The organism is Peribacillus sp. FSL K6-1552, assembly GCF_038005205.1.
Classification (GTDB): domain Bacteria; phylum Bacillota; class Bacilli; order Bacillales; family DSM-1321; genus Peribacillus; species Peribacillus butanolivorans.
In genome coordinates, this window is sequence record NZ_JBBOST010000001.1 from 577,551 (window position 1) to 591,109 (window position 13,559).

General features: G+C 40.1%; 10 protein-coding genes. 6 read left to right on the forward strand and 4 right to left on the reverse strand.

Going from position 1 to position 13,559, the window contains the following annotated elements; genetic code table 11:
- Window positions 1–205: 205 nt before the first annotated feature.
- Both NST21_RS02715 and NST21_RS02720 read right to left on the reverse strand, forming a co-directional pair.
- Complete coding sequence (locus NST21_RS02715) at window positions 206–1,675, reverse strand: PH domain-containing protein (RefSeq protein WP_340887587.1); 1,470 nt, start codon at window positions 1,673–1,675, stop codon at window positions 206–208.
- Window positions 1,676–1,677: 2 nt separating this feature from the next.
- Entirely contained in the window at window positions 1,678–2,172 is a 495-nt protein-coding gene (locus NST21_RS02720) for a PH domain-containing protein (RefSeq protein WP_053344330.1), read from the reverse strand.
- A 352-nt stretch (window positions 2,173–2,524) separates the two neighbouring features.
- Here NST21_RS02720 and dacB point away from each other — a divergent pair, with 352 nt between their 5' ends.
- Complete coding sequence (gene dacB / locus NST21_RS02725) at window positions 2,525–3,946, forward strand: D-alanyl-D-alanine carboxypeptidase/D-alanyl-D-alanine endopeptidase (RefSeq protein ID WP_445670582.1); 1,422 nt, start codon at window positions 2,525–2,527, stop codon at window positions 3,944–3,946.
- On the opposite strand, the gene NST21_RS02730 is transcribed toward dacB, so the two are convergent.
- A complete protein-coding gene (locus tag NST21_RS02730; RefSeq protein ID WP_377376743.1) occupies window positions 3,943–4,608 on the reverse strand; it encodes an HAD hydrolase-like protein in 666 nt (221 codons plus the stop codon). The genes dacB and NST21_RS02730 overlap by 4 nt on opposite strands.
- Before the next feature lie 91 nt (window positions 4,609–4,699).
- Between NST21_RS02730 and NST21_RS02735 the strand changes: the two genes are divergently transcribed.
- Complete coding sequence (locus tag NST21_RS02735; RefSeq protein WP_340887590.1) at window positions 4,700–5,305, forward strand: uridine kinase family protein; 606 nt, start codon at window positions 4,700–4,702, stop codon at window positions 5,303–5,305.
- A gap of 751 nt (window positions 5,306–6,056) precedes the next feature.
- Window positions 6,057–6,698, forward strand: a complete 642-nt coding sequence (gene bluB / locus NST21_RS02740) for a 5,6-dimethylbenzimidazole synthase (protein WP_340887592.1) — start codon at window positions 6,057–6,059, stop codon at window positions 6,696–6,698.
- 342 nt (window positions 6,699–7,040) lie between these two features.
- Here bluB and rpoN read toward each other — a convergent pair whose 3' ends face one another.
- Entirely contained in the window at window positions 7,041–8,414 is a 1,374-nt protein-coding gene (gene rpoN / locus NST21_RS02745) for an RNA polymerase factor sigma-54 (protein ID WP_340887593.1), read from the reverse strand.
- Between the two features lie 388 nt (window positions 8,415–8,802).
- On the opposite strand from rpoN, the gene NST21_RS02750 reads away from it, so the two are divergent.
- The 3 genes from NST21_RS02750 to NST21_RS02760 all read left to right on the forward strand — a co-directional run bounded on the left by NST21_RS02750 (window position 8,803) and on the right by NST21_RS02760 (window position 13,390).
- Window positions 8,803–10,128, forward strand: coding sequence for an aminotransferase family protein (locus NST21_RS02750; RefSeq protein ID WP_328113635.1), 1,326 nt, complete (start codon window positions 8,803–8,805; stop codon window positions 10,126–10,128).
- Between the two features lie 18 nt (window positions 10,129–10,146).
- Entirely contained in the window at window positions 10,147–11,580 is a 1,434-nt protein-coding gene (locus NST21_RS02755; protein ID WP_056522808.1) for an aldehyde dehydrogenase family protein, read from the forward strand.
- A gap of 289 nt (window positions 11,581–11,869) precedes the next feature.
- A complete protein-coding gene (locus NST21_RS02760; RefSeq protein WP_056522546.1) occupies window positions 11,870–13,390 on the forward strand; it encodes an aldehyde dehydrogenase family protein in 1,521 nt (506 codons plus the stop codon).
- Window positions 13,391–13,559 lie beyond the last annotated feature (169 nt).

Sequence of the window (13,559 nt, forward strand, 5' to 3'; positions counted from 1 at the left end):
AGTACTTCAAATTTTTAAAATGGTTTCAATAGATATTTCGACATGTTTTTACTTCTTTGAAGCTTTTAGTTGGAATATTCTTGTAACTATTAATAATGTTGTTAGGTATCTTTATCAGAGCAGATTACAGATGGAAGAGAGGGGGGGATATAGATGAAATAAAAAAAGAGCTGACTGTCATAGTCAACTCTTCCGTTCTTTAACCTTATTCGACTTGAATATTTTGCGTTCGGCAAGTATACCATGTGTAAAACTCGTCAGCATATTCAACTGATACGTCTTGAAGCTTTGTATGATGCACTGGTTTGGAGCGGTTAACAGTTTCAATTGAGGCAAGCCCGAAGAGTTTTTGTAATTTCGAACGTTCTACTTCAATTTGAATGACTTTGCTTCTTTTTGTAATAAACAGTGACGTTTCTAAACTTCCTGATTTGAACTGAATAATCTCGTTATTTAACAAATAACGACTATTTTTGTAATCTAATATTCGCAATGTGTAAATAAGGACGAGTAAGATCACTGATACATACCATATGGCCGGTTTAAAATAATAGATTGCCACGGTCGTAAGGATCCAGAAAAAGCTGGGCCGCATCATTCGTACTTTGAACGCTTGTTTCGATAAGCGTTCCATCGAACGTTCCACTTTGTAAGTAGGTAAAATCTCTTCTATCATCGCATACGCACGGTCAACCGATAAAAACGGATAGAGAGTATTTGTTTCTAGTTCTTTATCGCCTGTACTTCCTGCGCTTATCAGTTTTACTTCCGCTAAACCAAGCATTCTTTTAATGAGTGATTGGGTGATCTCGACTGCTTGTACTTTTTCTTTCTGAATCGAAAAAGCAGATTCGTCAAGTACGCCTTTCTTAATATACACGCGTTCATGGTCTGATGATATTTCATACTTTCCATATTTAACGAACGTGGAAATAATTCCGAATGCAACGGCTATACAAATAATGCCGATGAGGGCTATGGTTACAATCCACCATGTATCTAATAACGTTGCAAGCAACCCTTCGGCATTTTTCATATTGAAAAAATCATCGAGTGTATTATAAATAGTAGCGACAATCGGAATAAGCGCCAGGAAGCTGAGTGATGTAAAGGAGGCTTTCAGCACATCCTGTTTGGTAGGTGTAAAATGAATCGTCTTTTCAGAAACTGATTCAACAATTTCCAGGATATCCTCTTCAGTACCATCGACTTCGATAACAGAAAGTTCTTGTATTAACGATAATTCCTGTTCAAGTCGTTTGGCCTCTTTTTGAGAAATAACCTCAAATGGTACAGAACCTTGATCATCAGTCATCCCGGTTTCAAATGTTAATGAAGTTAAGTTGAAAAGTTTGTGGAATAGAGTTGTACGTCGCTGAACGTTTTGTACTTTAAGAAACGGAACTGTTCGAAACGACTTGGAGATAAGCCCTGATGTAATTTGAACGGTTCCTTCTTTAATTTGGTATTTATATGTATACCATTGAAGGATAACTGAAATAACTCGCCATACCAAGTAAACTAGAAACCCGATTTGGAGCACCTTCATATATGTCTTTTCAGTACCGAAGTTTAGTACATAAAGCATGATAATAAAAAACAAGTTCCCTTTCATTACTTTCCCTAATTCGAAAGGGATTTTGAACGGGTGTAACCGTTTTGCATGTTCTTCCATTGTTAATCCACTTCCTTAATTTTTGCGAAATGGGCAATTTTATCTCGTAGTTCATACGCTTCTTTCTCTGAAATGGCAGGTATGTCATGGGAAGCACCCATTGTCCCGATACTTATCGAATAAAGATTATATTTCCGCAAAAGCGGACCTTGGTTCAACTTGACTGATTGTACTTTCGTCATCGGAATGAGTTCGTGAGTTTCCTTCCATGCTCCTTGTTTTGTTTGAATGAATTCTTCGCTCACGTCGTAACGCCAATACTTTTGCAAAAGGATTGGTTCAATAAAGATGGACCATATTGCATGAAAAAATAGTAATACGATAAGGCCGGTTAAAGTCCATCCAATCCATTCTTTCCAAGCAAAATAATTATCGACATACAATAGAATGCTAAGGACGGCGAGGATTACAAGATTGGTAATGGTTTCAGTCATCCGCCAAACTTTAACGGATTCTTTGGAAATTTTCTTCGTGGGCGGTTGAATCATTGAATACATATGTTCACTCCTTACTGTGTCTTAATACTAATACGAATAAACTTTCAGAAAAGTTCCCTAAATATCATCTAAAGGGATGAAAAAGAGCCCTATTAGGTATGGTGGCTGTTTATTGATAAAAGTCTAGATTTGTTAAATGATTAGCTGAAACACCGCTTGAATAATTGGGGAATTTCTTGTGTATGTATTAGGGGAAACTTTCAAGTGAATCTTCACTTTTTATCTGACCATAAAATGGACAAGATAGTAGGGATGAGTTTTTTTCAGAGTAGGAGTGGTATGTTTGTCATATAAAAGGAAGTTGAGTTTTATATTCTTCCTGTTTTTGATTTGCTTTTTTAATGGAGAATCGATGCAGGCGTCGAATGAAGAGGGAATTCTAGGTCAGGAAATTCAGCGGATTTTGAATGAGTCACCAGCATTGGCAGGTGCCTTAGTGGGAATTTCCATTCGTTCAGCAGAAACGGGAGAAGTGATTTATGAACGCGGTTCGCAAACTAGACTGCGGCCTGCCTCGAATCTAAAGCTTTTGACTGCTGCGGCAGCACTTGAAACATTAGGTGATGATTATGTTTTTCAAACAGAACTGTACATAAAAGGATTGCAGGTCGACCATGTTCTGCAGGGGGATGTGTATCTGAAAGGAAAAGGAGATCCTACTTTATTAGAAAAGGACTTTGATGAGTTGGCAGCTTCACTGAAGCAAAATCAAGTCCAAATCGTCCATGGAAATCTCATTGGGGATGACACCTGGTATGATGATGTTCGTTATTCCAAGGACTTAGTTTGGAGTGATGAGTACGAATACTACGGAGCGGCTGTTTCAGCATTAACCGCTTCCCCGAATGAAGACTATGATACCGGGACAATTCTCATGGAGGTATCTCCCGGTAATAAAGCTGGTAAAAAGGCAACAGTGAAGATGAAACCGGAAACGGAGTATGTGGAAATCATAAACAAAGTAAAAACCGTAGAAGCGGATGGAAAGAAGAAAATCGATGTCGAAAGGTTTCATGGCAAAAATGTTATAACGGTATCCGGGACCATTCCGGAACATGCTGGGCAGACGAAAGAGTGGTTTTCGGTGACAGATCCTACAGAGTATGCACTAAACCTATTTGAAAAATCAATGAAGAAACAAGGAATCAAAGTGGTCGGTGAAAAGAAGCAAGGTAAAACGCCAGTAGATGCAAGGATGATTGCCACTCATGAATCAATGCCGCTTTCACAACTTCTTATTCCTTTCATGAAGTTGAGTAATAACAGCCATGCCGAGGTTTTGGTAAAAGAAATGGGTAAAGCGGCAAATGGAGATGGAAGCTGGGAAGATGGATTGAAAGTGGCAAAAAGCCAGTTGGCGTTAATGGGCCTCGATATGCATACGATTAAGATGCGTGATGGATCCGGCATTTCCCAAGTCAATATGATCCCTGCAAATGAAATCACGAGTTTACTATATGCCGTTCAGGAAAAAACATGGTTTCCTGCATACTTAAATGCATTGCCAGTTGCAGGGGTTGAAGAACGAATGGTTGGCGGAACGCTAAGAAAGAGGATGAAAAAGACTAATGCAACTGGGAACGTTCGCGCAAAAACAGGGACAATTTCAGGGACGAGCTCCTTATCTGGTTATGTGACGACCAAAAGAGGGGAAAAAATCATCTTTTCCATTCTCTTGAATAACTTTGTAGAAGAAAAAGGCATCACGGCCATACAGGATAAAATAGCCGTGATGCTGGCAGATCAGGAAAACTTGTTAGAAAGTGGTCTTTAGTATCCCTTAGAAATGTAAGTTTGTAGTTCTAGAAAATTAGCGATGAGTATATCTGCATCTTTCAATTCATTTTCAGCGGCAAATCCGAATTGACAGCCTACAGCCACTAAGCCATTTTCCTTTGCTGCTTCGATGTCGGATTTTCGGTCACCAATCAGGATGGCTTTCTCAATTTGATAGTCTTTCAATAGCATTCGCACTAAGTCGGTCTTCGAGCCTTTCGAAGACCTTTCCACACTGTATATGTCCGTAACATATTCATTTAGACCAAAATATGAACAGATTTCTTCCAAGTATTTTTCAAGACCGTTGCTAGCAATGAAAATGGAAATTCCAAGCTGTTTGATCGTTGACAAGGTCTCCAAGACGTGAGGAAAAAGCTGACCTTTTCCTTCTTTGATTTCTTGATTCAAACATTCTAAAAAAAGTTGGTCCGCTTGACGGCGAATATGCTCGGGATGCTTTGGCATTAAGGTTTCCCAAACGACAGTTAATGGGACGCCCATAATCCTTTGGTACGTGGCAAGCGGGGTATCTCCTGTCCAGCTCCCTTCTGATCGAAGGATTTCAAACGTTCGTTCAAGTGAAGGACCTAATATCTTATTTGTTTGAAACAAGGTGCCGTCCATATCGAAAATGGCGGCAAATTGGATTTTATTCAATAGTTGCACCTTCTTCTTAGATTTTTTATCCTCTCAAGGAAGGAATATAAGGGAGGGAGGATAGAAATAAGTAGTATAGGAGGAATGTTTTATGAACTTCCCAACACTTCAAGGACCTTATACGATTCAGAGTCTTATAGCTAACATTCATACGTTATCCAAAAAACAATCTCCATATTTAATCGCCATAGATGGTCGCGGAGGATCTGGAAAAAGTACGCTCGCGGCCCGTATTCAATCAGAATGCCCGGGTAGCAGGGTTGTTCATATGGATGATTTCTATTTGCCGTCATCACAGAGAATCCAACAGCCTCCCTCCAAAAAGCAAATTGGTGCGGACTATGATTGGCAACGGGTTTTTGGTCAGGTTCTGCAACCGCTTAACTGGAGGGGTGAAGCGAAATATCAACGGTATGATTGGGAAACGGACGCAATGGGCGAATGGCATACTATTCCTGCTGAAGGCCTTGTTATTATTGAAGGAACGTATTCCACTCGTAAAGAACTAGCTGAACTTTATGATTTCACAATCTGGGTAGAATGTCCCCGAAATCAGCGTTTGGAACGGGGACTTGAGCGTGATGGTGAAGAAGCGCGTCCGATGTGGGAGGACAACTGGATGGTGTATGAAGATCTCTATGTTGACACACATAGGCCACAAGAAAGAGTGAATCTTGTGGTGGACGGAACCAGATGAATTCAGACTCTTTGTCCTGCCTTTCACTGATGCCCCATTGCAATTGGGGCAGATGTAATTTGTTTTTCAGTACGCTCATCGCAAAAGGTATATTCATGGACTCAAGAATATAGGCGAGTGCCTGTGTTGTTCCCCGTTGTACATGTTTCACAGGTACTTCTCATCTCCAATCATCATAGACTATGAATAAGGCTCTATGTCAGCATAATTTCAGTGAATTTCATTATGCAGATTTGCCAAGGAAATCTGGTAATCAATTCTGCGCTATAGCACACTCTATCAGGGCCTATCCCCTCAAATGTAGCGGTCGCATCTTATATTAAGATAGGAATGAATCCGAGGTTACCGGACATCCGGGTGGTGGTCTCTACGTTATGATTGGTCGTTAATCCAGTAATGATAACCTGGGGACAAGCTTCTTCTCTTAAAATCCAATCTTCTCAAGATTGGTACCGATAAACGCACTATTCACATATTTTGTGAGAATCCATTCAGCTGACTTTGGTTGACTGAACGCTTTAAACCGGCTTGTTTCATTCTCGAGATAAAAGAGGGGATCCTTTGATTCAGATAAGTACAGTATATGCCTTTTGGATATCGACAACGGATAAGCAGGACATTCTTTTTCAGCTTTGTTCCCATCATTCCTTTTCTGTGTCGAAGTTACTTTTAATTGTAATGGTTTACCTGTAACATTTATATTGAATTTTTAGATAAATTTCTGAGAAGCCGGAAATATTGGGGGAGAACTATGTTTACTAATGACGAACAAGCAGCCGTATATAAAGCTATTTATAACCGAAGGGATATCAGGAGTTTTTTACCCGATCCCATTTCAAAGGAAATACTGCAAAGAATTTTGGATGCGGCACACCATGCCCCGTCTGTAGGATTTATGCAGCCTTGGAGTTTTATTGTTGTTTCATCTCAGGAAATCAAAAACCGCTTGGCCTGGGCAGCCGATAAAGAGAGAAGAGCGCTCGCAATTCATTATGAAGGCGGAAAAGAAAATAAATTTCTTAGTTTGAAAGTTGAAGGGTTAAAAGAAGCACCATATACCATCTGTGTAACCTGTGACCCGACACGGGGAGGTTCCCATGTGTTGGGGCGGAACTCGATTCCAGAAACCGATATTCTATCCACTGCCTGTGCGATTCAGAATATGTGGCTAGCTGCCTGTGCCGAGGGATTAGCAATGGGGTGGGTCAGCTTTTACAAGAAAAATGATATCCGTGATATTTTGGATATACCGCCACACATCGAGCCTATCGCACTTATGTCGGTTGGCTATACTGATCAATACCCGGATAAACCTATTCTTGAATTAGCCAACTGGGAAAAGAGACGGTCTAAGGATGATCTTATTTTTGAAGATAAGTGGGGTAAAAAATAAAACTCTTTGTACCTTCATTCTTGCTAGTGAGGAGAAAATTTGGTGATGAAGCTTTATACTTTTAATAATAAAAACAGGAAAAACAGTGAACAAATTTGACTCCAATCTTATCCTCTCACGAATTACAATCCACTACGCATATTGAGTGTAGGCATGTGGAGAGGAATGTTGTGATAGGGTATCATCGGGCTGTCGTTTTTGATTGTATCGGTCAGGGTAAAGTCAGAGGAGAAGACGATAAATGGGAAGTCGTTCAAACTAGTGATGCCGTTTCCCGATGTTAAAGTTTAACTATAAAGAGAAAAAAACTAGCTGTACTTTTACACAGCTAGTTTTTTTGTTTCAAAATCTCCGGCGTTTAGAAGATCCAGGTATACCGAGGTCTTCACGGTATTTTGCGATGGTCCGACGGGATATTTTGGTTCCTTCATTTTCGAATATTTGACAAAGTTTTTGGTCAGAAAAAGGCTTTATTTTATCTTCATCGGCGATCAAGACTTTTATTTTTTCTTTGATGGTAATAGTGGATTCGGTTTCTTGGCTGTTCACTCGGTTTAAGCCTCTAGTAAAGAAGTTCCTTAATTTGAAGAGGCCTTGCGGCGTTTGGATATATTTATTGCTCGTGGCCCTGCTGATTGTTGATTCATGAAGCTGGAGTTTTTCGGATATATCTTTCAGTGTCATAGGTTTTAATCCAGCAATCCCTTTCAAGAAAAAATCCTGTTGTTCCTCTACAATTGTTGCTGTCACTTTGTAAAGGGTCATTTGCCTTTGTTCAAGACCTTTAATCAGTAATTGAGCATCATTTAAGTGATTTTTGACGTAATCTTTAGCTGGGTCGCCCGGCTTAGTCGCTAATATATTCGTATAGTAATGATTGATTGATAGTTTAGGTGCGAAACTGTCGTTAACCGTAATCAGATAGCCATCCTTTTCTTTTTCTACGAATACGTCCGGAACGATGTAATGGGTCATATCGTTAGAAAAATGACTGACGGGACGGGGATTTAACGTGCGGATAAAATCTGATGCCTCTTGGACTTCCTGAATAGTTACTTTGTAAAGGTTGGCTATTTTCTTGTAGCGCTTTTCAGCTAAATCTGTTAAGTGATTATCTATAATAGTGTACGCCAATTCATTATAATGCTCATGCTCACGCAGCTGAATGAGTAAACAATCAGTCAAATCTCTGGCACCCACTCCGATGGGGTCAAGGGATTGCAGAACTTGAATCATGTCTTCAATTTCTTCCATAGACACGGAAAAAAGAGAGGCTGCCCAATCTGCATCCACTTCAAGAAATCCATATTCGCTTAAGTTTCCAATTAAAAATGCGAGGATCTTTCTTTCAAGAGGTTTCAAGAATTTAAGCATACTCACTTGTTCTAGTAAATGATTTTCTAGTGTTTCTGTGTTTACTGAATAATTATTGATAGGGTTATAATCACTGTCTCCATTGAATCCTTTACTTATAGCCGAAGATCCTCCTGCCTGAGTGTTTATTTTATTAGTACGTATACCAGATTCAGAGAGAGAGGCGAGAGGGTCTTTAAATGTTTCGGTTATTTCGAGAACAGGATTTTCGTTAGCCTGTTGGTGTAAAAAATCTATAAGTTCATGTGCAGAATATTGTAGAATATTGATCGATTGCTGTAATTCAGGGGTCAAAGCTAACTTCAAAGTTTGCTTTTGATACAGTTCAAAGCCTACCTGCATTTATATCAACTTCTTTCATTTTAGATTAACCGAGGGCTCAGAAGAGAAATGGAAATGTTATTATCATGATAATAATACAAATTTTTTAAAAATTCAATAATTTATGTTAGGTTATGTAACATCATTAAGAAATTAAATACAAAAAACGATAATTTTAGTAAATAAGTATTGATTTTTGTTGATAAATGGAAATTTAAATATGTTTGATTCGAATATGAATCGATTGATTTATATTCGAATCAATACGCGCTATTTTTGATTTATTTATGAATCATTTTCTCTTTGAATACTATTATATAAAGCTCATATACTTTGGCATGCATCTTGCTATATAAATACGTATAGCAAATGATAAAAAAATCTATTAAGTGAGAAGGGTGTTTTTTAGATGATTAAAGAGAAGACGGGGATTCAGGAATTAATCGATTTGGATAAAAAGCATTTTATTCATCCGACTACAGCAATTGCACAACAGCAGGCGGATGGGCCAAGTTTCATTTTTACAGAAGGTAAAGGAATATATCTTACGGACATCACGGGTAGAACTGTCATTGATGGCATGGCCTCACTTTGGAATGTGAATATTGGGCATGGACAAGAAGAGTTGGCTGAAGTGGCGAAAGAACAGATGGCAAAGTTGGCGTTTACTTCAAGTTTTGCTACCTTCAGCAATGAGCCGGCTATTCGTTTAGCGGCTAAAATTGCTTCTATTGCGCCTGGGGATTTGAATGCAGTTTTCTTCACTTCAGGTGGATCGGAATCGAATGATACGGCAATTAAACTTGCCCGTCACTACTGGATTTTAAAAGGCCAGCCTAATCGTCAAAAGATTATTTCCCGCTCGAAATCTTATCATGGGGTGGCTATGGGAGCGACAAGTGCAACTGGCTTGAAACCATTCCGTGACTTCACGAATTCCATTGCTCCGGATTTTTGTTATGTAGATGGTTCTTCCATTGAAGAGTTGCGTAAGGTCATTGAACAAGAAGGGCCAGAAACGATTGCTGCATTTATCGCGGAACCGATTCAAGGAGCTGGCGGCGTGAATCTACCTCCTGAAGGCTATTTTAAGGAAGTAAGAGAGATTTGTAATGAATACGGCATTTTAATGGTAACGGATGAAGTCATTACAGGCTTCGGAAGAACAGGTACGTATTTTGGAATTGAGCACTTCGGTGTTGTGCCAGACATGATGTGCTTTGCAAAAGGTGTGTCGAGCGGATATGCCCAGTTAGGTGGCGTGGTCCTTAATGATAAGATGCATCAGGATTTTATAGCCCTGTCTAAAGGCACGCTTTTACATGGATACACATACAGTGGGCACCCAATGGCTTGTGCTGTCGCCTTGAAAAATATTGAAATTATTGAACGCGAAAACTTAATAGAAAACTCGAAACAGCGTGGCTTAGAATTGCTTGAGGGCTTTAAAAAGCTACAAAGCAAACACCCGATTATTGGGGATGTTAGAGCACTTGGTCTTATTGGAGGCATTTCTATTGTCAAAGATAAACAAACCGGGGAAGGCTTTGAAACACAGCTAGCACCAAGACTTGTGGCTGAAGCTGCGAAGAATGGTTTAATTTGCCGGTCCGTTACGTTTGATCAAGATACACTCGTGTTTGCACCACCTTTAATCATAACTAAATCAGAAGTCGAAAGAATAATTGAAATCCTGGATGAAACATTTACAGCTGTCGAAAAAGAAATTTTATAAGAGGTGATAAGGATGGTAATGACGGAAACTCTGAAAAAGAAACTATTTATTAATGGAAAATGGCAAGAAGCCCAAAAGTTCACGACACTAAAGTCTCCCTATAGCGGGGAGGTTTTAGCGGAGATTCCGGCTGCTACCCCTGAAGAGGTTGAGTTGGCGATAGACTCAGCTTATCAAGCTAGAAAAGCAATGGCTGCTCTGCCAAGTCATAAACGGGCTGCCATTCTTGAAAAGCTTGCAACTCTTTTGGAAAGCCGTAAAGATGAGGCAGCTGAAATTATTGCTAAAGAGGCAGCGAAGCCGATTAAAACAGCGATAGGAGAAGTCTCCCGGACGATTGCCACATATAAATTTGCAGCAGAAGAAGCAAAGAGGATTCATGGAGAAACATTAACGATGGATGCGACAGCTGACGGGGAAGGTAGAATTGGTTACACCGTTCGCGAGCCAATTGGCGTAGTGGGTGCAATTACTCCTTTTAATTTCCCGATGAACCTGGTAGCTCATAAAGTCGGACCGGCCATTGCTGCTGGAAACCCGATTGTCTTGAAACCTGCGAGCCAAACGCCACTATCATCGCTATTGCTAGCTGAGCTATTAGCAGAAACAGATCTTCCTGATGGAGCGTTTAATCTGATTACGGGAAGCGGTTCGGTAATTGGTGATAAATTAGTGACTGATTCACGGGTGAAGAGCATTTCATTCACCGGAAGCCCTGCTGTAGGAATCGGTATCCGTAACAAGGCGGGCTTGAAGAAAGTGAGTCTTGAACTTGGTTCCAATGCAGCGGTTATTGTGGATAAAGGGATTGATATTGATAAAATTATCCCACGCTGTGTAACGGCAGCATTTGCTTTTCAAGGGCAAGTCTGTATTTCCTTACAGCGAGCATATGTTCATGAAGAGGTGTATGACGAGTTTGTAGAAAAATTCTCTGAGGCAACGAAGGGACTAATACTCGGCGATTCTTTGGACCCGGCTGTGGATGTCTCAGCGTTAATAAGCGCTGGTGATGTAGAACGCAGTCTGGACTGGATCAGTGAAGCAAAACAGTACGGTGCCGTTGTTGCAGCAGGAGGTAAATCTGAAGGGAATATCCTGCATCCTACTGTCTTACTGGAAGTGGATGCGAAGCTTAAGGTATCCTGTCAGGAAGTCTTTGCTCCTATTGTTTTGATCAATAAGGTGTCGTCGGTTGAAGAAGCAATTGATTTGGTCAATGATTCCGAATTTGGCTTGCAGGCAGGGGTTTATACAGACAATATCAATTTGGCCCTTACTGCAGCTGAAAAACTGGAAGTCGGTGGCGTTATCATAAATGATATCCCAACATATCGCGTCGACAACATGCCATATGGCGGAGTCAAAAAAAGCGGGATGGGCCGTGAAGGGTTAAAGTATGCGATTGAAGAAATGACGGAAATGAAGCTGGTCATTTTTAATCGGAATTAATAATGAAAAAGTATGGAGATGAGCAGCTGCTCATCTCTTTATTTTTGAGAAAATATATTTCTTCTAAATATATATTTTATGATTCTTTTAATAGAAATAAAGAGGTTGTGGCGAAAGTAGAGAAGATTGACTAAAGTTATTATGCAAAAATGAATAGAAAATTCACGATTGAATTTATATGGGACAGGGAAGAGAAAGAAAATGCGATTTACCTAATACTTCAAACTGGCATGAATCTTGCTTATATCTTGTATATAGGTAGATAACTTAAAACCGAGGAGGAATTAAAATGCAGGAAACTTTACAAAATAACACACAAAAAGAAGGAACGGAAGCACTAGACTTAAAGATGTTTATCAATGGGGAATGGGTGAGTTCGACTTCGGGTGAAAAAAGGGATGTATTGAATCCGGCTACGGGAGAAGTTATTGCTACAGCTGCAGAAGGAACACAGAAGGATGTCGATGCAGCGGTTGAGGCAGCAAAATATGCTTTCTATGAAGGCGGATGGTGGGGAACTCCGGCAGTGGAGCGAGCCAGACTTTTATTCAAAATTGCCGATAAATTAGAAGAAAAAGCTGAAGAACTAGCTGCTTTGGAAACGTTGGATAATGGAAAGCCATTGCGCGAAGCTCGTTTTGATATAGATGATGCAGCAGCCTGTTTTAGATATTATGCAGGATTGGCTACTAAACCGACAGGACAGACGTATGAGGTGCCTGACGGTCAGCAAGCAATGGTCGTCCGGGAGCCAATCGGTGTTTGCGGGCAAATTATTCCTTGGAACTTCCCTTTGTTGATGTCAGCCTGGAAATTGGCTCCGGCGCTAGCTGCAGGAAATTCCGTCGTTTTCAAACCATCAGAAGTAACACCAGTAACGGCTGTTAAACTATTCGAAATCTTGGAAGAGGTCGGAGTACCCAAAGGTGTCGCAAACCTAGTATTAGGGGCAGGACCAGTTGTCGGACAGGCCATTGCTGAACATGAGGAAATCGATAAAGTAGCCTTTACAGGCGGAACAGCAACAGGCCGTAAAATCATGGAAGCATCGTTAGGGAATTTGAAAAAAGTGACTTTGGAGCTTGGTGGGAAATCCCCTAATATCGTATTTGCAGACTCTGACTTTGAGACTGCTGTTGATTACGCTTTATTCGGGATCTTCTGTAACCAAGGACAAGTATGTTCAGCGGGCTCTCGATTACTTTTGGAAGAGTCCATTTATGATCAATTTATTGCAAGTCTTACCGCGAAAGCGAAACAAATTAAAGTGGGGTCAGGTTCTGATGAAAAAACTCATATGGGACCAGTCGTTTCTGAAGCCCATATGAACAAAATTTTATCGTATATCGAAATTGGAAAAGAAGAAGGAGCCAAATTAATCGTTGGTGGGAACCGGATTAAAGGAGAGGGCTTGGAAAATGGGTACTTTGTTGAACCAACGATTTTTGTTGATACAACACCTGAAATGCGTATCGTGCAGGAAGAAATTTTTGGACCAGTACTTGTTGTTCAAAAGTTCAAGGACGAGGCAGAAGCTCTTCGACTGGCCAATGACACGAAATATGGTTTAGCTGGAGCGGTGTTTACGAATGATATCGCTAAGGCGTACCGTGTAATCAAAAAAGTACGTGCTGGTATCACGTGGATAAATTCTTATCACCCAACATATAACGAAGCTCCTTGGGGCGGCTTCAAACAAAGCGGAAATGGCCGTGAGCTAGGTACTTTCGGATACGAGGCTTACACAGAAGTGAAGCAAATTAATAACAACTTGGATATTCAACCAACAGGATGGTTTGATGAAGAGTAAATAGCTAGATGAAAAGGCTGTTCCTTAAGGAACAGCCTTTTTGTGGAAATGAAATTCTAGAAACGTAAATATAACTCCAGAATCGTAGATAAACTCCAGAAATCGAACATATTTTAAAAAATGCACTCAAAATAAAATGAATAATAGACACTTTTCAGTAATGAGTATA